The organism is Emticicia aquatilis, assembly GCF_014644295.1.
In the GTDB taxonomy this organism is placed as follows: Bacteria; Bacteroidota; Bacteroidia; order Cytophagales; family Spirosomataceae; genus Emticicia; species Emticicia aquatilis.
This window is the reverse complement of record NZ_BMKK01000001.1, coordinates 860346-881726: the sequence shown is the minus strand read 5'-3', so window position 1 is coordinate 881726 and position 21381 is coordinate 860346. Positions and strand designations below refer to the sequence as shown.

The window sequence follows — 21381 nt, the reverse complement described above, 5'->3', positions numbered from 1 at the left end:
TTACATTTCCACCTTCAAAATACCGAAAGCTTCTGGTCGGTGAAAACGAGGTATTGCACCGCTCATAGTCGGGCTCCAGCACAGATACGCACACGTAGTGGGCGTTCCTTTCCAGTCAGATTTCGTATGTGATTTTAGCGAGATAATTCGATAAAAATTTACACGATAAGTATCTGATTTTCCTCCCAATAATGTCCACGGAATTTGCATTTTTCCTGACCAACTATCGGCAGTTTTGCTTACCGAGTGAATGATTTTTGCATCCTCGTGACTCACAAAATCACAACTTTTAGGAGCCTCTTTGGTTGGGTTTTCAATCCAACCTGCAAAAAGGGCATTGTTTGGGTTGATTTCTAATTCTAAATAACGGGTAGGAGCGGCCGAGCCTTCGGCGATGAAAAGCTCAAATACCTCTTGGTTATACATTTCGCTATTGTGTTTTGTGTATGAATTTTGTGCCACAAAAGGATTTTGTAAGCAACTAAATTCAATACTCAAATATTGGTCGTCAGCTTTTAGTTTTACTTCGGTTATTTGGCTCGAAACTTTGCCGTCAGTGGCGTTTTTAAAGTGAGTTTCTGGAAGTTTAGTCCAAGTGTTTTTAGGTAAACTGATAGTTGGGGTTGTACTCATTGAAGCAAAAAAGAGGTATAAGAATATTAGCATAATGGTTAATTCGATTTTTGAGAAATTGCTCTGTAAAATCGTTTGATGTTGGGTGATAGTAAAATTACTAAAAGCCAAAAAGCTGGAATTAAAATTGTCCAAATATATTGATATTCGCTTATTATCAAATACGGATTTGTAAAATTCCTTCTTTCATCTACAAGTAACTGCTGCTGAGAACCAAAATAAATTTGAATAGACAGCAGCAATACAATCCCCATTCTTGGAATGATGTGTTTGGGATGATTATTCCGAAAAACAGAACTAAAAACCATAACAATACAAAACATATATGTAGTGGCGGGAGACCAACCTGTGTACTTAATGGTTTTTTGCCAAAGTTCTTTCTCTAAAATTAAAGGTAATAAAAAACTCAAAAATGTAACTATAATTGCAAAAGCCGCAAAAACCTTTAATTCAATAGGTATTTGGTCAAATCTCTTCTGAAGTGTCATTATTATGATTGCTTATTATGAATAATTTTTACCAAATATACGTAGCCACCGAGCCAGCATCGAGCGAGGTAGTTACTTGTTTTTTGTGATAACGAATATTGAATTCTTGGGCTTTTCCACCTTCGTTTTGTACAATCAGAACAGTTTTGCCCAATGGAGTTTTAAAGGCCACATTCGGCAACGACATTGTAATATTTGAGGCGATTCTGACTGAATTTGGACGAACGAACTTTGAAGCATGAGCAATAATATAATAAGCTGGATTTCGAGTAATGTCTTGCCCAATCGTGATAGCTCCCAAGCATTCGGTACAACCTCCATCTGTATGCGGATTTTGCTTTGGGTCGGCGGCAAGATTCCATTCTAAAACCGTTTTGCACCAATTGCGTGAAGCACCAATGACTAAGTTTTTGATATGCCACGAAAAATCTCCCGCAAAATTGCCTGGAGCTCCAATCCATTGCTCGGTAAAATACAGATTTTTATCGGGATGAGCCTCGTGAACGCTTCTGATATTTTCTACACTACCACCATATAAATGAAAAGCCGAGCCATCAATGTATTTACGAGCTTCTGCATCATTCAAAATACTGATAGGATAATCGGGGCGGTCGGCGTTATGGTCGTAAATGATGATTTTTGTTGAGATTTTCGCTTGCTTAAATGCTGGTCCGAGATTATTCTTTACAAAAACAGCTTGTGCATCTTGTTGCATCAATAAACTTGGATTATTGCCAGGGTGAAGGGGCTCGTTTTGAATCGTGAGGGCATCAATTGTAATTCCTTCTTTCTTCATTGCCTGTATGTATTTGACCAAATATTGAGCATAAACACCATAATATTCAGGTTTTAGACTTCCTCCTTTAGAATTATTGTTGGTTTTCATCCAAGCAGGAGGCGACCACGGCGAACCCAAAATCTTGATTTTAGGATTGATTATCAGTATCTCTTTCAAGACAGGAATCAAGTGTTTTTTGTCTTCCGCCAAACTAAATTTAGTAAGTTTTGGGTCGGTTTCACCCGCAGGAAGGTCATCATAAGAGAAAACGTGGTCGTCGAGGTCAGATGCCCCTACACTTATACGTAAATAACTTACACCTATATTATTGCCATCGGTGGCAAATAATTCTTGCAAAATTTTAGCTCTTTCAGCTGCATTCATCTGGCTCAAAAGTAGCGTGCTACCTCCAGTAAGGGTATAACCAAAACCATCCATTTGTTGGAATTTCTTGGCATCATCTACATAAATACTCGGTGAAGTGTTACTGATTTTATCAAAACTAAGGGTATTTGTTTGTTTCTGAAATAAAACAGATTTATCGGTTTTTGTGAGCCATATTTCTACGTTTTGGGCATTTGCCTGCAAAACCCACGCACATAGCAAAAGAGTGGAAAGTTTTTTCATTGTAGTTTTGTTTGAATATCTGTCTGCAAGATACACAAAATGATTGTTTATCGAAATGAAGATAGAATATCAATATCCTTAGCGAAAGATTTGCAAACCCTTAACTAAGGAGGAATTTGAGGACGCATTTCTTAATAAAAGAAAAAGAGGTACCATTCTTGCGAATAATACCTCTCTGTTTTATTATAAAATCTACAAAATAACTATTTTATTGTTGCTACTTCTCTTTTCGGAAGCATTTTCTTGCTGCGAGTTTTTACTACTTTTATTTGTGGTACAGGCTTTTTCTCCGAAGAATCTGCCTGCACAACTGGAGTTGGAATTGGCGGAGTTTCGGGTTTCACATCGGCAGTGATTGGTGCTGGAGTCGCTTGTGGGGTTGTTGCGGTAGTAGTTGGTTCAGTTGTTTTGGTCGTAGCTGGTGCTGCTGCTACTTCAATTTCAACTTTAGGAGCATTACTTATTCCAGCTACTCTTTCGCTGACTCCACTATCTATTTTCGAGGCTTCACATTGTTTAATGGCATCATCAATTTCTTTATGATTCCAACCGTCTGCTTTTCCTTGTTCATAGAGCGAAATTGCTTTTTCGAGCATTAAATTCACTTCTTTCGCTGAGTTTTGTTTTAGTGCCAGTTTCTGCCAATAAGTAGCTTCTTCGATTGATAATTGTGGCAATATTGGAGCATGAAAATCATCGGGATTTATTTCGAGTAACTCACGAAGCTTAGTTTTTGCATCATAGTATTGCTTGGAAGCACGTAAATCAAGAAACTGCTTTGTGAGTGAAATTGCAGTATTACAACGCTGGGCAAACTGGTTTTCGCTGAGATTTGTACCATAAAGATTACGGTATAAAAAGAATGCGTGGTAATAATCGCCTTTTTTGAAAAGTTCGTCGGCGTAAGCACGGTGTGTTTGAGAGAAGCTAACGAGTGGGAAAAATAAAGCCACAAGAAGCATACGATTCATGGTTCTAAAGTACTTGTTCATTGTCTTTTGAAATAATTATGGGAAAGGACAAGTCAAGATACAATCATCGTATTGAAAGGGATTTTTTGTGAGTAATGCTTTCTAAGGTATTTAATTTAAAACGGCTAAATGAGAAGGTTTATTGCTTTTTGCTCGAAATATGCTTTACTAATTGGTGATAATGGTAAATGTAGTGGCTTTTAAATAGACAGAAGCCACTACATTTTTTTTAAGTCAATGCAAACTATCATTGACCGTGATACAAACATCAGTTACGAAAGTATCGCAATAATCTACATAAATAATGTTTGGTACACATCTATATCCACCAGAACTTAGCTTAATTTGATTATTGCTAATCATCGTATTAATAGCTGCTGGTAAATGCCCGTTGGCGGTAGCGGCCAAATCAGATATTTTATCAAACACATGGTCAACGTTTTTCATGGTTAAAGTCCAAGATAGCAAATAATAGTCGCCCGAATGATAGGAACTGGTATTAAACTTTTTTATTTGTCCTCTACTGTCTGTCGAGCTCGACATAGTATTATAGCTATCGGTGTTGGAATAACAATCATAGAGTATAAAATCGCCACTTGGTAAATTAGGAGCTGTATTGACAGTATCAGGGTGGTTTCCTGAATCTGGAACCATATCAGCAAAAGAATAACATCGTTCGGGCATGGTGATAGAACTATTCATACCATCAAATACTGCTATGACTTTCGCATGTTGAGTAGTTCCACTGGTAGTGATTTCGTTTGTAGTATATTCGGTTAATCTTTTACCATCATTGTTGTGATAAAGCCAGTGGAAAGTATTGCCATTATCTTCAGCAATGGTGAAAGTACTATCAACATAGTTTACAAGCCACTGTTTGAAATTATTGAACACATCATTGTGTTCTCCATCATCTAATAAGGTTTCATCTACACTATTATTTTTGTGAGTTACTTGAAAATAATGAGAAAATTTAAGAATTACTACTTCAGAATTGCCGCATTCATTTAAGAATTTAATGACATCACCGAGCATAGATTTTAATTTTCCGCCAGTGCAACCCACATTACCTGCCGAAGAATCAAAATGGCCTGCATATCCTTCCTTTTTACTATCATCATTTGCATCGGCCTCATCAAATACCCAACCCGGTCGAATATCAAAATATCTGACACCAGCTTCGAGCTGTGATTGAATATCTTTTGATTGTGTTTGTGCATTATCCGAAGGGAAAACGCCCGCAATATTGGTATGCCATGAAATTTTGTACATACCTGCATCGTGCGAACCCGGAATTGCTAATTGATTGAGAGGGATGTCTTTGTATTTTGACATCCAAGATAAGTAATTAGTAGACATTTGTAGTATTAGTTTTATGGTAATTAATGGGTCAAAACTAATACTTTGAGTAATAATATTTTTATTAAATCTTTAAAACTTATTGAGTGGAAAATGAGCAGAAAAAAATAAAAATTAGCGTTTGTTAGAGCTAAGATTAGAAGAAAAGAAGCCCTTACCAAAAGGTATTATTTTCGATAAAGGCTTTGAAAAATTAAATCTTAGTCAAGTGCATCAGCGTAGCCAAACCTCTGATTGTTCGGCGAGAAGTACCTTTGATATACACTTCGCCCGTAATTTCGGCAACGTGTTTTTCTCGGTCAACGCTCATTACAGTAAAAATTACCTCATATTCAGTATCAACAAACATCGGAAAAAGGTACTCCGTTTCTTGTTTCATATAGACCGAGCCTTCGCCCGGAAATTCCATGCCCAAGATGCGAGTAAATACACTACTACTCAAATGTCCATGAATAATCGGACGCTTGAAACGTGTAGTAGCTGCAAATTCAGCATCGAGGTGCAAAGGGTTTTTATCACCAGTAACTTCGGCAAACTTAATCACATCTTCTTGCGAAAAACTAAAGCTTTGGCGGTAAGTATCGCCTATTTCTAAAAGCATAATGAGTTCGTGTTTTCTTAAATAATTGCCAAAAATAGCAAAAAAAAAGCCACCCCAAAAGGAGCGGCATTTTTTATTGTTATATTGGCTATATCAATTAAGGGGTATGTGTATTGAGTAATTTTGTGTAGATTTTTCTATTTAGCCAAGTTTATGTTCATCGCTGGTGTTGGGGCTTGTACACCCTGAGCATCAAATTGTCGTTTAATATTTTCTTGCATAAAATAATATACATCCCAGTAGCTGGCACTTTTACACCACGGACGCACATCGAATTTGATAGTGCCAGTTTCTAAGCAATTGACCAACACATCGGTCGGTTTATCTTTCAAGATTAACGGGCAGCTATTGGCCACTTCGTTTACTACTTTTCGTACTTTATCAATGCTTTCAGAGCCAGCCACATTAAATTGCATATCAACTCTAATTTCCCCTTGTCCAGAAATATTAGTAATTGGCCCAGACGTAATCGAACCATTCGGAATAATAATTCTCTTGTTGTCGAGGGTTTTTAAAATGGTTGTGAAAACTTGAATTTCTTCAACTTCACCCGTAAATCCTGCGACAGTCACCAAATCGCCTACTTTATAAGGTTTGAAAATCAATACTAAAACACCACTCGCAAAATGCCCCAGACTACCTTGCAGAGCCAAACCAACTGCCAAGCCCGCACCGCCAATCAAAGCCACAAAAGAAGTAGTTTCGATACCGAACATTCCGGCAACGGTAATCAGTAAAACAACTTTTAGTAAAACACTAAGAATAGAACCTAAAAAGGGAATGATACTTTCGTCAACGTGGCGATTTCTGAGTACTTTTTGTAGGAGGCCGGTAAGCCAAGTTATAATCTTTAAGCCTACGATGAGGGTAACAACAGCCAGCAAAATTTTAGGTGCATATTGCAAGGCCATTGACATAAATTGGTCAGTGTACTTTTCCATAAGATTAGCAAAAATTGTTTTGAGATACTATTAAGACAATGGTTCAGCGAGGAAGTAACAGCGTTGGAGTGTTTTTTTAGTACAAATTTCTGAATTATAAACAAAAACGGCTGCCAATCTCAGATTGACAGCCGTTTTTGTTTTCAAAACCGCACGGGCGACCCCGCAATTTCCCAGTAACTAATCTCAATTACCTTTCGGAGCAGGATTTATCGTTACTTCTACAGGCTTTCTTGGGGTTGCTACCGAAGGCGAAGCTACTGACGAAGAAGCTGCTTGTGGCGAAACACTTGGTTGTTTGGTTTCGACCATCACTGGTGCAGTTGTTTCTTCCATTGGCACTTTTGTTTCTTTTATCGAAGCTTCACATTGCTTAATTGCCGTAATCGACTCATCCATCAAACCTTCTTTTGCGGCTTGATAGTAAAAAGACATGGCACGTTTGAGCATATCGGCCGTAGCTGCGGGCGTACGCTGACGCATCGCCAAACGCTGCAATTCAGCTCCCTGTGCCAACGTAATATGAGCGATTTGCCCACGATTTGGGTCATTCGGATTCAAACTCACCAATTCCAACAAATTTTCTTTGGCTGGTGCATATCTTTGCAGTGCAAAATAATCTTTGAATTTTTTGGTCAGATACAATGCGTGCGAACTATTTTTTATTTGTTCAGTAATTTGGCTCGATGCTTCAAATTCTGGTAAATTTGCACACTCACGGTATTTAAAGAACGCGTCCCAATAACGCCCTGATTTGAAGTAAGTATCGGCTTCATCGAGCATATAGGCACGAGATACTTGAGCATTACTTGCCAATGGCAGTAAAATAATCCAAGAATTGAGCGTAATAAAACGAAGCAGTTTCATAACTTTATAACAGATTTAAGCCAGTAATTAAACAAAAAAACGAATATAAAGGTTTGAATCTCAATAAATTATAATTTTAGTTGCTTATTGTTTCGATACATCTTTTATAACGTATTCTATTACAAAAATATTGAAAAATTGCCATTAAAAACAATTAACCTTTGCAAAAATTAGCTTCTCAAATATATTCATTCCTTTCGCAAAACATCGATTTGGAGCTAATTTCCAATCCTCAAGATTTTCCAGAGAGCCCATTTGATTATTTATTTTATCCCGAAAAAAATATAGTTATTCACTGTGTTTCTTTTGAAACGCTAATTGATAATCCAGTTTTTTTTCAGAAAATTGGCCTTTTATTGGCTCAAAAAAACATTAAAGTCATACATCTTTGGGAAGATATTTGGCAAACTAAACGTGCCATCGTTGAATCGAGATTGATGTCGTTGTTTGGAAAAAGTGAAACGCTTCCTGCTCGACTCACGCAAGTACAACGCATTGATAAACCAACGCTTGATAAATTTCTGATTGATAATCATTTACAAAGCAAAGCCAATGCCAAATTGAAATACGGTTTGTTTTTACCCAAACGTTATTTTAGAGTTATCAAAAACGAAGTTATCTTGCACGAAAATATTGATAATGAAGCACTTTTGGTGGCAGTGGCTTCATTTAGTAATCCTAAAAAGTTTATTCGGGAAGGCCAAGAATACCGCTCTTATGAAATGATTCGGTTTGCTAATCATAAAGGTCTGACGGTGGTGGGCGGACTAAACAAATTATTAAAAAAATTTACGGACGAACACTCCCCCGATGATATTATGACTTACGCCGATGCCGACTGGTCGGACGGAACAAATTACGAAAAAATAGGTTTTGTGCGAATCGAACTAACCAAACCTTTGAGCTTTGTAGTTGATGATGAAACATTGACAAGGAAATTAGTAGTTAACTCTCCTCACCTTCAAGGAGAGGAGATGAGGTGCCACAACTCAGGAAATTGGAAGTTTTTGATGAAATTGAAGCAATGATAGAAAAAAAAGATATTCCTTTGGTGGTGATTTTAGGCCCAACGGCTTCGGGAAAAACGAAGTTGGCGGTCAATGTTGTATCAAAACTTAACGGAGAAATTATCAGTGCCGATAGCCGACAAGTTTATAAAGGAATGAATATCGGAACGGGCAAAGATTATGAAGATTATCTGCCAGTTTTCAAGCCAAACCAAGATTGGCCAGCGGGCATTGAAGGCGTGCATTTGATTGATATTATTGATGCAGGCGATAGTTATAATGTGGCGTTTTTTCAAAGAGATTTTCAGAAAGTTTATCAAGATATCATTTCCCGAAATAAGACTCCGATTTTGTGTGGCGGAACAGGGATGTATATTGAAGCAGTTTTGCGAAACTACGAAGATACGCAAGTGCCTATTAGTCAAGGATTTAGAGATGAATTATCGTTGAAAAATGATGAAGAATTAGAAGCCATTTTTCAGGAAAAATACTTTCAAGAAAATGCCGATATTTCCACCCGAAAAAGATTGATTCGAGCAATAGAAATTGGTAAATGGAAGTCAGAAAATTGGGATTTGAAAGAAGAAAATCGGAATCGTACCGCTGAATATTCGGAACTTAAAACTCAGAACTCAGCATTCAGAACTCAGAATTTCGGTATCACCATTCCAGTAGAAATTCGTCGAGAAAGAATCACCAAACGCTTGCACGACCGACTACAAAATGGCATGATTGAAGAGGTGAAAACCTTGCTCGAAAGCGGTATTTCGGCCGAAAAACTAATTTTCTACGGCCTTGAGTATAAGTTTATTACTGAATATTTAGTCGGTGATTTATCTTACGATGAAATGGCAAAACGCCTCGAAATAGCCATTCATCAGTTTGCCAAACGACAAATGACATTTTTCAGAAGTATGGAACGTAAAGGTATCAAAATCAATTGGTTAGATGGTATGCAACCAGTTGAAGAAATGGCCAGCCAGTTGCTCGAAATCCTAAATCATTAAAAGAATAAAAACATTATTCATTATCCATTATCCATTCAAAAATATGCGTACAGTAGCCATTTTTATTTTCGATGATGTAGAAGTTCTCGACTTCACAGGACCATTTGAGATTTTTGGAGTAACAGGAAAACAAAATGGGGGAGAAGGCCTTTTTGATGTTTTCACCGTAGCCGAAAAACCAAAAATAGCCACAAGAAATAACCTAATTGTAGAAGCAACTTATACATTTGAAAACTGCCCAACGCCTGATATTTTATTGATTCCAGGTGGTGGTGGATTTAAGCCCGACGGAACTCCTTTCGGTACTCGCAAAGAAATGAACAATCAAAAATTGCTTGATTGGGTACGAGAAATGAATGATAAAGTAGAATTATTACTATCAGTTTGCACAGGTTCATTGATTTTGGCAAAAGCTGGTTTGCTCGAAGGACTTTCGGCTACAACCCACTTCAAGGCAGTAGAACAAATGCGAGAAGCTGCCCCAAATACGCAACTTTTCCCTGAAAAACGTTGGGTTGATAATGGACGAATTATTTTGTCGGCTGGTGTTTCGGCAGGAATTGATATGTCGTTGTATGTAGTTTCAAAATTGCACGGTGAAGCTACTGCGGTTGATACGGCTACTTATATTCAGTATGATTATTGGGTGTAAAAAATGAACGTCGGCAGGGTTTTGAACCCTGCCGACGTTATCAAATACCTAAAACTTTTTCACCGAATTAATATCCATCACTAAGTAACTTCCATCTATATTCGTAAAGTTGAGTTTTACGAAACCGTATTCTTCGTTGTAGTAAGCCACGAGCCGAGTTTCGCCTACCAAACTTTGGGCGTTGGCATCAATAATGAAGCATTTCAAGAAACCAATATTGGTTTTGATGGTCTGAATATCTCGTATGCGGTAGCTACTGCTGACTTCAACTGCACCTTGCCAAGTTTTCCACTTATCGCTCCCACCAACATCGCTGGTAGTGTGGGTGCTGTACCAAGTATTATCTTTAATGAGTGGCTCACGGATTTCGGGGCGTGGATTTAGCTCCGTTATCAAAAAATGTCCTTCTGTTGGTGGTGTTATCGAAATATCGCTGCAAACCTCTACTAAGCCAGTTTGTTCGTGTTTCATTCCTCGGCGTTCTTTGCTCAAATAGTCGTATTGTAGGAGCGAGGCTTGACCGAAATAATCACCCGCTTTGACGGTCATTGCCAAGTAATGAATGGCCGTATAATCTTGCTCGAAAGTTAGTTTTGATTTACGTTCGAGTTTCCAACTCAGTTCAAAAGGAGCAATGTGTTCGGGTTTGGTGTAGAGTTTTACGAGTAAAGTGTCTTTTTCTTTCAGAAAATAATATTTGTAATAAAACTGACGGAACTGTTTATATACGGTATTATCATCTGTCAAATGCTTCATTTCTTCAAAGCTCTGACCGAATGTATTTTGTAAGGAAATCCAGCAAATAGATATTAAAATGACTAATCTCATAGCAACTTCGAGACAATGTATGCCTTAACTTCTTCAAAATCAGTGCCATAAAACCACTCAAAAGCATCTTGGTTCTTAAACCAAGTCATTTGGCGTTTGGCATATCGACGAGAATTTCGCTTCAAAAGCTCAACCATTGTAGCATAATCGTAGTTGCCATCGAGGTATTCAAACACTTCTTTATAGCCAACGGTCTGCAAAGCATTATGGTTTCGGTAATCAAGCAGACCTTTTACTTCTTCCATCAAACCATTTTTCAGCATCAAATCCATGCGGAGATTAATGCGTTCGTATAGTTGCTCACGCGGGCGTTCGATGCCGATTTTGATGATATTAAAACTTCGTTCGATACTACTTTTTTTATGAAACGAAGAAAATGGTCGGCCAGTACTCAGACAAACTTCTAAAGCCCTCACCACTCTTTGGGAGTTTTGTAAATCGGCGGTTTCACAATATTCGGGGTCGAGTTGTCGGAGTTCTTCGGCCATTATTTCCAGTTCGCCTTTTTCCAATCTTTGCATCAATTCTTCTCGCAAAGCCAATGGTGCTTCGGGCATTTCATCGAGTCCGTCGGTGATAGCTTTTACGAAAAGCCCCGAACCGCCCGTCATAATAGCCACTTTTTTTCGCTTAAAAATATCATTTTCAAGTAGTTTGATGGCGTCTCGCTCAAAATCCCCTGCACTATAATATTCATTGATACTATGCGAATCAACGAAATGATGTACAACACCATTCATTTCTTCGGGCGTAGGTTTGGCTGTTCCGATGCTTAATTCTTTATAAAATTGACGTGAATCGCACGAGAGAATTTCTGTGTCGAATGCCTTGGCGAGTTTTATACACAAGTCGGTTTTGCCGACTGCCGTTGGCCCGACGATTATTATTAAGTTACTTTTCAAAAAAGATTCAGTCAAATTTTCAGAAAGAGACATTCGATTTTTAGTAAAAGGGCCATTCCGAAGGAATCTGTTATCGACAAAAATAGATTCCTTCGGAATGACAAAAAGAAAGATATTTGCAAAATTAGTCTTAATTTCAATCATTCATTCAAACAATCACTCATTCAAAATTAATTTTCTATGGAATTTTTGCTTTTTCTTGTCGCCATTGCTATCGGAGGAATTGCCGCATGGCAGATTTTCAATTGGATGTACGGAAAAAAATTACGTGATAATAAAGAAGAACTTCGCCAAGAATCAACGCTTCTGCTCGAACGCATCGAAAAAGTCTTCAAAGTTGTAATGGCCGAAGGATATTTCACCGAAATCTACGACCACAGCAGTAAAAAAGAGTTTATGGGCTTCTTTAAAGTCAATAAAAAGGCATTGGTGGTTTCGAGAGCGAAGGTTTCGGTAGGTTTTGATTTTGGAAAAATGAAAGTAAAGCGAGACGAAACCACCCGAAAATTGGTGGTTGAGCAGTTTCCCGAAGCAGAAATTCTGTCGATTGATACCGATTATAAATTTTATGATATTGACCAAGGTTGGCTCAATAAATTCAACCACGAAGATTATACAAATATCTTGAACGAAGCCAAAAAAGTGATGCAAGAAAAAGCCCTAACCAGCGATTTGCCAAGAGTAGCAAACCGACAAGTAGGGCTAATGATGAGTCAGTTAGCAGCTTCGATGAATTGGGAAGTTGAGTTTAAACAGTTGCCCATTTCTGAACAAAAAACGCTCGCTGAATTTGCTGATTTTCAAGAAGTTAAAGAATAAGTTATTTCAATTCTTTGAGAATTTTGAATAATAATTCTGGCTCGTTGGTCGTGATAAATTCAAACTTTTGATTCAGTAAATTTTTCATTTCAGCTTCATCGTTTACCGTCCAAGCATTTAAGATAAGTTTGTTTTTAAGTGCTGCGGCTGCCCAATCAGGGTTCTTTTTGAACACCGAAAAATGATAATCAATACCATCAATTTTATCGGCTAAAATCTGGTCGGGCGATTTATCTCCGTTCAGATGTTGGGTGCTTGCATCGGGTTGTATCTCTTCGATTCGCTTCAAAATATCATAATCAAAGCTAATGTAAACCGTTATAGCTTCGGCTTTTAGGTCTTTCACGAGTTTCAAAACCTTGTCAGCAATTAATTTTCCTCTTTCTTTACTTGCCGAAGGTTTGATTTCACAAACCAATCTTGTGGTTATATTATTTTCTTTGCCTGCCAGAATATATTCTCTTAAAGTCGGTAACTTTTCACCGTTTGAAAGTGGCGTTTTTGCTAATTCTGCATAAGTAGTTTTCTCGATTTCAAGTTTAGTATAATGCGGGTCGTGGTTAATGATGAGCGAATCGTCGAGTGTCATTCTTACATCAAATTCTGAACCCGTACAGCCCAATCTGATGGCTTCTTTGAGTGATGCTATTGAGTTTTCGGGAAGATTTTGGGCTTTCCAAGCTCCACGGTGAGCCACAACTGGATTATCAGCAAATTTGATTTTTGTCGCTTTGGGTTTAGAAACCGTACAAGCATTTAGAGCGATGATAGATGATAGTAAAAGAACACTTTTTTTCATGTCGTGAAGTTTTTTCGATAAAAGTACAAAATGCTTGATGAATGAAGGATGTCCTTAACGAAAAGATAATCTTAGCTCTTCAACCACATCGGCTCACTCTTCAAAACTTTGGCATAAACTTCACAACTTTCGTCATGGGCATGGGGTAAATAACCGATACTCATCAAAAACTCATTCACAATTTCGCCACCTGTAAACTTAAATGTTTTCTTGAAAACCTTTATCCATTCGGCTTTGGTTTTTGGGTGATGTGAGGCCAGCCACTTTTCAAACGAACCGTGTTCTTTTTGTAAATTCAGAATAGTTTTAGCATTTTCGATGGCGGCATTGACTTTTAGTCGATTGCGTATAATGCCCGAATCTGCCAAAAGCCGTTCACGGTCAGCTTCGGTGTAGGCGGCTACTCTCTGAATATCGAAATTATCGTACGCTGCTCTGAACGAGGCTTCTTTTCTGAGAATAGTTTCCCAACTTAATCCAGCTTGATTGATTTCAAAGATGAGTCGGCAGAAAAGTTCGTTGTCATCATGAATCGGAAAACCGTATTGGTGGTCGTGGTAGGCTTTATGCAAGGCTTGTCTTTCGCCCGACATTGATTTGATAGCTGTGCAATATGACATTTTTGGTTGAAGAGGAGGGTGATACAATTTTAAATAAAAACGGACATAATTGCTTGAAATACAAGGAATTATGTCCGTTAGTAGCTCCGAGGGGAATCGAAGCGGAACGCCGCCCGATTGTCCGCAATGCCGACCCCATCAAAGTTTAGTAAACACTTAGTGCTGAAAATGTGTAGATTACCAAACAGATAGTAATAAACGAATTTGATGTTTACATGCTCTTGTTTACTTGAAGCAACCAAACAATCAGTTGATACAGAAAATCTTCCTTTAGCATAATGAATATTGGCTTTACCTCCAGTGCCAAATACAAGTGCTTGGGTATTAAATTGGCTACTATTAAGACTTTTTGTTAGTTTCTCACTTGATGTATAAAAAGGAAACTCTCCGTCAGAAATGCCCTCACCAGCCTGAATTGATGATTTGCTTTGGAAAAAATATAAATCTTTAAATTTTTCTGTTTTCATCCTATCAAACTATTTAATTCTTCCATATCCATTAAAATTTCTTTTTCGAGCTTTATCAATGCTGCCAATATTTCTTTGGGCGGCTCATAGGTTTGCTCCACGTATTCGTATTCTTTGTATCGGTTAAAACTCAAGTCTAAGTCGTTGGCTTGTATTTCGGCAAGCGGTACATAGAAGTGCGTTTTTCGGTCAGGGCTTAGGTTTTGTTTTCTGTCGTCAAAAGCATTTACTGCTTCGGGCAATGGGCTGGTCTTTAGTCGGCGGCGGTTGTCGTCTAATGAGTAACCATCGCTTTGTAGTTCATAAAACCATACTTTTTCGGTATGCCAAGTTTTGCTTTTTTCTTCTACTTTGGTTAGCACCAAAATAGCAGTTTTTACGCCCGTATAAGGCTTAAAAGCCCCACTTGGTAGCGAGATAACCGCTTCCAGTTGGTTGTCTTTTAGCAATATCTCACGGGTTTGTTTTTGGGCATTTGAGCTACCAAACAGCACACCTTCGGGTATAATTACCGCTGCTTTTCCGCCCGTGCGTAGCATCGAAGATATACGGTCTAAAAACAATAATTCGCTGGCTGGCGTATCAATCCGTAGGCTTGTGTTTACATCGCCACGGTCAATCTTGCCCGTAAAAGGTGGGTTTGCCAGCACGATGTCGTACTGCCCTGCTTCGTCATAAGATTTGCTGAGGGTATCTTTATAGTCAATTTTGGGGTTGTCAATGCCGTGCATCATGAGGTTCATGAGTCCCAAACGCACCATCGTTACGTCAATATCAAAGCCAAAGAAAGATTCATCTAAGATTTTTTTGTTTTTTTCGTCTAAAACTGCCGAATAGGTGCCACGCTCAAAGCCATCTTCGTCGAGTTCGAGTTTTTGTTTGTCTTTTTTACGCACCAAATCTGTGAGAATATACTGGTATGCACCCAACAAAAAACCCGCCGTGCCACAAGCAGGGTCGGCAATGCGGTGTCCTAATTGTGGCTTTATCAATTCGGCCATTAATTTAATGATATGGCGAGGCGTACGAAACTGTCCGTTTTTGCCAGCTTGAGCAATTTCGCTCAACAACATCTCATATACATCGCCCTGAATATCCTGAAAAGAATGTCCACCCTCGGTGGCATCTTTTTCTATTTCCACAAAAATCTCTTCAATTTTATTTATCGCCTCAAACAATAAAGTAGGTTTTTCGATAATAAAAACGGCGTTTGCCATGTGTTTTGTAAAAGGCGAAGCATCGTTATTGAGGTTTTTTATGAAAGGAAAAACATTGTAGCGTACATGTTCCAGCATTTTATCGGTTGGCGTAATGCGTTTGAAATAGCTCCAACGGAGTTCTTGTTTAGAGCGAGGTGCTTTTTGCTTTTGAATTTCCGCCTCAATAGCCTCAATTTCTTCTTTGCTTTTATCGGCACTACTTCTAAACCCTAAAATACTTTCATCCACATACGGAATGTATGTTCCATCAAATCTTGAAGTATAGGCTTCACCGATAAATTCGGCATCACCTTCACGTTTGGTTTCGATGTCGTCAAGGCGTTTCATGAAAAGCAAGTAGGTAATTTGCTCAATGGCAGTAATGGGATTGGCAATGCCGCCACTCCAAAGGGTGTTCCAGAGGCTGTTAATGAGTGCTTTAAGCGTTGGGTTGTTGTGTAACATTATGCTGCAATTAGGTTTTTGGTAAATGTTAAAATTTCGTCAATTTCGGCTGAACTAAAAACACCTCTGATACCTTGCGGATGAATCAGGGTAAAGGGCGATTCGATGAGGTTTCGTTTATTGAGTTCACCTTTTTCAATAATAAAATTGCGGAGTAAATCCAAAAATTGGAGTTGTCGGCTTGTAAGATAACTATGCTGTGCAATAAACTCATCGAATGCTTTAGTAACGGTTTCAGGAAAAGAAGTTAATGTTTTTATTCCTAAAATATGCTTAATAAATTGTAAAAATTGAGCTTTTCGATGGTTATAAACCCTGCGGAGTAAGTCAATCGTAATGTGTGGGTGTTCGTTGTGCAATTCTTCTGTCAGATGCTCAATTTCGGCTTCTGTAATTTCATTGCCCTCTTTTATTTTTTGTAAAAGAGCGTTACTTAGCACCAGTTCATTGATTTTTTGCTCTACCAGTTCTCGGTACTTGGCTATGCTCAATGCTTCGTGTTGTGGTCCAAATTCGACATACTCTTTTTCGGTTATTAAGTCCTTGAAATTGAACTTGGCTGGCCCCGATGTATCATTTGATTCTCTGAACTTCATCAGAGGTGCTAATTTTTGAATCAATTCGTCTGATTTTTCTTCGGTAAGTGTTGCCCAATAGTGGTTAGTTTGGCATTTTCTGATGAGCTGTTCTTCTTTGTTAACAACATTCACCGAGAGTGGTAATTCAGCAATTACCTCAATGATGCTTTCTTTAATTGTTTCAAATTTCTCTTTTTCATTTGCCATAAAAGCCAAAGATACTTCAACAATATCTTTTTCAAATCTCATGGCTTTGAAATCGCTACTCGAAACCGTTCTGAATAAGGGCTTTACGAAGGCTCTAAGAAACTCTATTTTATCAGCCGAAAGATGATTCCAATAATTTTCGGTTTCTATTTTCCGTAATTCTTGTTTGGCATCTAAAATCACAACGGAGCTTTGTGGTAAAGTTTCAATCTGTTTTTTGAGTTTTTCGATTTCCTTGTTAGCAATCACCATTTCGTTGAGTTCAATTGCTTTTTCGATTTTGTCTAAACGCACACCAAATAAGCGAACAGGCAATGGTACTTGCACTTTTAGTTCTTTTCCTTTTGGGTTTAGTTTAAAATACTCAAAATTGTCCCAACAATCAAGAATTAAAAAATTATTTTTTTCAGTACACCATGGTTTTATCTTGTTGGATTCGAGTAAACGAGTTCCTCGACCTATCATTTGCCAAAACTTAGTATAACTATAAACAGGCTTTGCAAAAACCAGATTTACGAGTTCTCTAACATCAATTCCTGTATCAAGCATATCTACGCTTAAAGCAATACGAGGCATATCATTATTAGTAAATTGGTCGAGCAAACCACCTTTTCCATAAACTCTTGGGTCTTCACTTACCAATACCTTGGCTAATTCACCATTATATTCAGGATACAAGGCATCAAAAATTTCTTCCATACGTCGTGCATGAGCTTTGGTTGCACAAAAGAAAATCGTTTTGCCTGGCAAAACCCCATTGGCATCTTTGATGGATTCTTCCATGAACTCCCGAACTATCAAGGCATTAGTGCCTCGATTAATTACTTTCCGTTCAAGCTCCGTACCTTCGTAGTTTATTTCTTCAATTTCCTTTCCTTCCAAAATCAAATTCTTTTGGTCTTCCAGTGCAATTGTTCTTTTATTAATTCCTTCATCTTGAAACTTCGTTTTGATTTTCATTACCTGAAAATTGCACAAATACGGAGGAATATGACTGATGGCTTCATCATACGAATAAGCAAAAGTTGGAACGCCGTCTTCTGTTTCAAATAGTTGAAAAGTATTGTGGTCAATGACATCAGTTGGCGTAGCAGTCAAGCCAAGCGTAATGGTATTGAAATAATCTAAGACTTCTTGGTAAGTATTATAAATACTACGGTGGCTTTCGTCCACCACGATTAAGTCAAAAAAATGTGGGCTTAAAGATTTCTCCTCATCACGAATCACGTTAAGCATTGTGGGATAAGTCGAAACATAAATTCTACGGTTTTTTACAATTTCTTTTTCACCTTGTTTGGGCCAGCGAGGTTCATTGGGTAAATGCTCTTTAAAAGCATCGAGGGTTTGGTCACGTAAGGCAATTCTATCAACCAAAAACAATACTCTTTCCGCCCAACCAGTTCGCATTAAGGCATCAACCAAAGCAATACAAGTACGAGTTTTACCTGTGCCAGTTGCCATGACTAAAAGAAATTTTCTTTTCTTTTTTTCAACAGCTTCCAAGACTGCACGAATAGCACTAATTTGATAATCTCGACCTGCAATTTTCGTGTTGATTAATTCTCCAGAAAGTGTTTTCCGTTTTTTACGAATAAAAGCGTAGCGTTCGAGGTCATCAAGTGTAGGAAAACCATAAATTTTCTTAGGTGGATAATTGCCTAAATCCCAAAAGAAAATATCATGTCCGTTGGTGTAAAAACAAAAAGGCAAATCGCCTCCCTTGGTAGCTTGAATGTGATAACAATATTGTTTGGCTTGTTCACGCCCGATGGAAGCATCAACACTTGATTTCTTTGCTTCTACAACTGCTAATGGTTTTCCATCTTTGCCGAGTAATACGTAATCGCTGAAAGTATTGTAAGATTTAGAGGGTTCATTTAAGTTATTGTTATTTGAAGACTCGACAGTGAACTCTTTAATAACCCATAGAGGATTCTCCACGTCCCACCCTGCGGATAGAAGTTTTTTATCAATAATCTCTTTGCGTGTATGTGATTCTTTGGGATTCAAAGCAAATGTAAGGTCGAATGTCTGCAATTTAGTGGATAATCAGATAATTTACTAAAATCGAACAAAAAATGAAGCATTTAGGTCATAAATCGGAATAAGCTGACCAATCTGTAACTAAGCATTTTTATAGAAAATTTAGATTATCTAATCTTGCCATCGAAATCTTTTCATGAAAAGGGTGTTTCAATTTTTTTCAACACTTAAAATGTATCGTGCAGTATGGCAGAACAGATTGGTTTAATTAAGTACAAGGGTAACTTGGGTGGACTCTCAGGTTATTCGCAAGGTGGAAAAACCCTTATTCGTAGGGCGGGTGGAGGCTCAAAAGAGCAGTTTAACAATTCGGCAACGATGGAGCGTACTCGTGAAAATGCAGCAGAGTTTGGGAATGCCGCTTCATCGGGCAAATTACTTCGAGATTGCGATGCGAATCGTGATTTCGCAAGGGTCAGATAAATATTTGACGGCTCGTGTTACTCAGAAAATGAGTGAGGTAATTAAGAAAGATGGGGTTAATGCTCGTGGAAAACGAGGGGTTTTGGATGATGAAACAGGCTTGTTTGAAGGTTTTGATTTTAACCAAAATGCCATTTTTGGCAGTGTGGTTTATCTTAAACCTGAGGTGAGTGTCAATCGTCAGACGGGTGAGGTTTTGGCAAAAATGCCTGCCCATAACTCAAGAATTGTGATTGCTGCCCCACGTGGTGCAACGCATTATCGCTTCTTTGGCTGTGCCTCGAATATCAACTTTGAGCTATCGGAGTTTACAACGTTAGATGATGAAAGCGATTTTATTGAAGTTGGTAATGCGGCTGTACCTGAGACTGTCTTAGATGTGAGCCTCAGCGATGGGCAAAACCAAAACTTAAATCTTACCTCTCCGATTTTTGTGACAGTTGGTGTGAGCTTCTTTCAGGATGTGAATGGTGAAAAGTATCCTTTGAAGAATGGCTCGTACAATGCCGTGAAAATTGCAAAAGTTGATACAGGGGTGTAAAACCCCACCCCTCCCTCCCCGAAAAGGGGAGGGCTTTTTTGTTTTTAACTTATAAGAAAAATTTATGAAAATATTTAAGAATGCCTCTGGTGGAGGTTTTGAGGTTGTTGCGAATTGCAAAACCCGAAAATATACAAGTATTATTAACTTAATTGGGTTGATAATTAGCAGTTTGCAGGAGCAACTGGCTGTTTCAGTTGATATTGGTAAGGCTGTTTTGCCAGTCAAAGGTATCTTGTTCTCGGAGTCAGGAAGTGGTAGTGCTTACAAAATTCAGATTTTGGAGGGTACTAAGTTGCTGAAAGAGTTTTTGGGGGCTAATGCACAAATTGATGCACTTAGGTATATGGCCAGTACGCTTCAAAAGACTAATATGAAGAGTATTTTGAATAATGGCGATTATCAAATCAAACTTAGTGCGGATACTGTTAATAATCAAAATAATGGTGGAGGTACAGGAAACTCTGGCGGTACGGGAACAGGGAATAATACTGGTGGCGGAAATACAACCAATCCGACCGAAACTTTGGCAAGCCAAGTTGTGGGCGTGATTGGCTCAACTCCCCAATTGATGCAACAACTCAACCCTAAGTTGTTTTTCGAAAGTTCGGGCGATTTTGAATTATCGGGTAGCCAGAACGGTGCAACGATTTACTTCCATGATGGACAGCAGATTGACGACCCATTTTTCAAATTGACTTTGAAAGATGGTAACTTGACTCTTGCAGTTGTGAATACCGCTGCTCGACCAGTGAAAGTTTATCATGAGACTGAATTTTTGATGGATGTATTGGGAGAAAGCCATGTGATGGTTTATGGCACTAATGGACTTTATCGAAGCACTAAACTGGACTATCCATCAAGTGCGGATATTCAAGCAATGATTCAGAACAAAATTGATGAACTGGTACAGAGTCCAGAAAAGGAGTCGATGATTGGTAATGCAAAATTAGTGAATACTGCCAGTTACCAGATTCAAAAATTTGATAGTTTTTTGGTTGTAGGAGTACCGACCGAAGGTATTAGTAATGCTTTGTTTCTCCCAAATGTTGGCCAAAATCAGCAAGTTGATTTGACTTTGATGATTGAAAATCCGCAAGGAGCTACTTTTCTGTATCGAATGGCGGGGTTTTCTATGATGGTGTAATGCCTTTAGTTCCTACTACTAAAACTTTAGCAAAGGGAGTTTATCGCATTGTATCGCTATTTGATGGTGCAGCAACAAGGCATTATTTGCTTGATTTGAAAGGACCGAAAGGTGATACTGGAGAATCTTTCAAGATTATTCGTCAGAATTATACAGTTCAGCTAGGTGATAAGAAATTGATTGCATATCATGCTGAAAATGTTTTGGTGATTACTGTTCCGCAAAATGTGCAGCAGGCACAGTTTGAAGTTTATAATGGCTCAGCGAATCCATTATCGGTTGTCTTGGAGGGGCAATCTGACCCTTTGGCAGTTATACCTGCCAATCAAAGGCGGGTAGCTGATTTAGATATTCCGAATGGACGGATGGAGTTTATTGTGGTTTGAGAATAATAACTAAGCTCTCAAAAGAG

23 protein-coding genes are annotated in these 21381 nt (G+C 38.3%); 8 read left to right on the top strand and 15 right to left on the bottom strand.

What is annotated here, in order from left to right; genetic code table 11:
• From IEX65_RS03850 to IEX65_RS03815, 8 genes are all read right to left on the bottom strand, one after another.
• Positions 1-666, bottom strand: coding sequence for a carbohydrate-binding family 9-like protein (locus tag IEX65_RS03850; protein WP_188764690.1), 666 nt, complete (start codon positions 664-666; stop codon positions 1-3).
• 5 nt (positions 667-671) lie between these two features.
• The gene (locus IEX65_RS03845) at positions 672-1121 is read right to left on the bottom strand and encodes a hypothetical protein (protein WP_188764689.1); all 450 of its coding nucleotides are present in this window, start codon (positions 1119-1121) and stop codon (positions 672-674) included.
• 28 nt (positions 1122-1149) lie between these two features.
• Positions 1150-2526: a glycoside hydrolase family 30 protein gene (locus IEX65_RS03840; RefSeq protein WP_188764688.1), complete on the bottom strand. Its 1377-nt coding sequence runs from the start codon at positions 2524-2526 to the stop codon at positions 1150-1152.
• Positions 2527-2729: 203 nt separating this feature from the next.
• Positions 2730-3518, bottom strand: coding sequence for a hypothetical protein (locus tag IEX65_RS03835; RefSeq protein ID WP_188764687.1), 789 nt, complete (start codon positions 3516-3518; stop codon positions 2730-2732).
• A gap of 213 nt (positions 3519-3731) precedes the next feature.
• Positions 3732-4856: a PI-PLC domain-containing protein gene (locus tag IEX65_RS03830; protein WP_188764686.1), complete on the bottom strand. Its 1125-nt coding sequence runs from the start codon at positions 4854-4856 to the stop codon at positions 3732-3734.
• Between the two features lie 193 nt (positions 4857-5049).
• Entirely contained in the window at positions 5050-5457 is a 408-nt protein-coding gene (locus IEX65_RS03825) for a MaoC family dehydratase (protein WP_188764685.1), read from the bottom strand.
• Positions 5458-5594: 137 nt separating this feature from the next.
• Positions 5595-6398: a mechanosensitive ion channel family protein gene (locus IEX65_RS03820; protein ID WP_188764684.1), complete on the bottom strand. Its 804-nt coding sequence runs from the start codon at positions 6396-6398 to the stop codon at positions 5595-5597.
• Between the two features lie 186 nt (positions 6399-6584).
• Positions 6585-7265, bottom strand: a complete 681-nt coding sequence (locus IEX65_RS03815) for a hypothetical protein (protein WP_188764683.1) — start codon at positions 7263-7265, stop codon at positions 6585-6587.
• 161 nt (positions 7266-7426) lie between these two features.
• Between IEX65_RS03815 and IEX65_RS03810 the strand changes: the two genes are divergently transcribed.
• The 3 genes from IEX65_RS03810 to IEX65_RS03800 are packed head-to-tail and all read left to right on the top strand — an operon-like array spanning position 7427 to position 9931.
• Positions 7427-8293, top strand: a complete 867-nt coding sequence (locus IEX65_RS03810; RefSeq protein ID WP_188764682.1) for a PDDEXK family nuclease — start codon at positions 7427-7429, stop codon at positions 8291-8293.
• Positions 8290-9279, top strand: coding sequence for a tRNA (adenosine(37)-N6)-dimethylallyltransferase MiaA (gene miaA, locus IEX65_RS03805; protein WP_188764681.1), 990 nt, complete (start codon positions 8290-8292; stop codon positions 9277-9279). The genes IEX65_RS03810 and miaA (IEX65_RS03805) overlap by 4 nt, the downstream gene beginning before the upstream one ends.
• 43 nt (positions 9280-9322) lie before the next feature.
• A complete protein-coding gene (locus tag IEX65_RS03800) occupies positions 9323-9931 on the top strand; it encodes a DJ-1/PfpI family protein (RefSeq protein WP_188764680.1) in 609 nt (202 codons plus the stop codon).
• 48 nt (positions 9932-9979) lie between these two features.
• Here the strand turns inward: IEX65_RS03800 and IEX65_RS03795 are convergent, their stop codons facing one another.
• Both IEX65_RS03795 and miaA (IEX65_RS03790) read right to left on the bottom strand, forming a co-directional pair.
• Positions 9980-10759: a hypothetical protein gene (locus tag IEX65_RS03795; protein WP_188764679.1), complete on the bottom strand. Its 780-nt coding sequence runs from the start codon at positions 10757-10759 to the stop codon at positions 9980-9982.
• Positions 10756-11694 (bottom strand): tRNA (adenosine(37)-N6)-dimethylallyltransferase MiaA, encoded by a 939-nt coding sequence (miaA, locus tag IEX65_RS03790; RefSeq protein WP_188764678.1) that lies wholly within the window; start codon positions 11692-11694, stop codon positions 10756-10758. The genes IEX65_RS03795 and miaA (IEX65_RS03790) overlap by 4 nt, the downstream gene beginning before the upstream one ends.
• Before the next feature lie 147 nt (positions 11695-11841).
• Between miaA (IEX65_RS03790) and IEX65_RS03785 the strand changes: the two genes are divergently transcribed.
• Entirely contained in the window at positions 11842-12480 is a 639-nt protein-coding gene (locus tag IEX65_RS03785; RefSeq protein WP_188764677.1) for a DUF4230 domain-containing protein, read from the top strand.
• 1 nt (position 12481) lies between these two features.
• Here the strand turns inward: IEX65_RS03785 and IEX65_RS03780 are convergent, their stop codons facing one another.
• The 5 genes from IEX65_RS03780 to IEX65_RS03760 all read right to left on the bottom strand — a co-directional run bounded on the left by IEX65_RS03780 (position 12482) and on the right by IEX65_RS03760 (position 18852).
• The gene (locus IEX65_RS03780; protein ID WP_188764676.1) at positions 12482-13279 is read right to left on the bottom strand and encodes a glycerophosphodiester phosphodiesterase; all 798 of its coding nucleotides are present in this window, start codon (positions 13277-13279) and stop codon (positions 12482-12484) included.
• Between the two features lie 71 nt (positions 13280-13350).
• A complete protein-coding gene (locus tag IEX65_RS03775; RefSeq protein ID WP_188764675.1) occupies positions 13351-13899 on the bottom strand; it encodes a DNA-3-methyladenine glycosylase I in 549 nt (182 codons plus the stop codon).
• Positions 13900-13976: 77 nt separating this feature from the next.
• Positions 13977-14366 carry a restriction endonuclease subunit S gene (locus IEX65_RS03770; RefSeq protein WP_188764674.1) on the bottom strand — a complete coding sequence of 130 codons (390 nt, stop codon included), beginning with the start codon at positions 14364-14366 and terminating at the stop codon, positions 13977-13979.
• A complete protein-coding gene (locus tag IEX65_RS03765) occupies positions 14363-16030 on the bottom strand; it encodes a type I restriction-modification system subunit M (RefSeq protein WP_188764673.1) in 1668 nt (555 codons plus the stop codon). The genes IEX65_RS03770 and IEX65_RS03765 overlap by 4 nt, the downstream gene beginning before the upstream one ends.
• A complete protein-coding gene (locus tag IEX65_RS03760; RefSeq protein ID WP_229250502.1) occupies positions 16030-18852 on the bottom strand; it encodes a type I restriction endonuclease subunit R in 2823 nt (940 codons plus the stop codon). The genes IEX65_RS03765 and IEX65_RS03760 overlap by 1 nt, the downstream gene beginning before the upstream one ends.
• Positions 18853-19044: 192 nt before the next feature.
• Between IEX65_RS03760 and IEX65_RS03755 the strand changes: the two genes are divergently transcribed.
• From IEX65_RS03755 to IEX65_RS03740, 4 genes are all read left to right on the top strand, one after another.
• Complete coding sequence (locus tag IEX65_RS03755; protein ID WP_188764672.1) at positions 19045-19281, top strand: hypothetical protein; 237 nt, start codon at positions 19045-19047, stop codon at positions 19279-19281.
• On the top strand, positions 19196-19822 hold the full coding sequence (locus IEX65_RS03750; RefSeq protein WP_188764671.1) for a hypothetical protein: 627 nt from the start codon (positions 19196-19198) through the stop codon (positions 19820-19822). Before IEX65_RS03755 ends, IEX65_RS03750 begins: the two co-directional genes overlap by 86 nt.
• Positions 19823-19886: 64 nt before the next feature.
• Entirely contained in the window at positions 19887-20969 is a 1083-nt protein-coding gene (locus IEX65_RS03745) for a hypothetical protein (RefSeq protein WP_188764670.1), read from the top strand.
• Positions 20969-21355, top strand: coding sequence for a hypothetical protein (locus tag IEX65_RS03740; RefSeq protein ID WP_188764669.1), 387 nt, complete (start codon positions 20969-20971; stop codon positions 21353-21355). The genes IEX65_RS03745 and IEX65_RS03740 overlap by 1 nt, the downstream gene beginning before the upstream one ends.
• Positions 21356-21381: the final 26 nt, after the last annotated feature.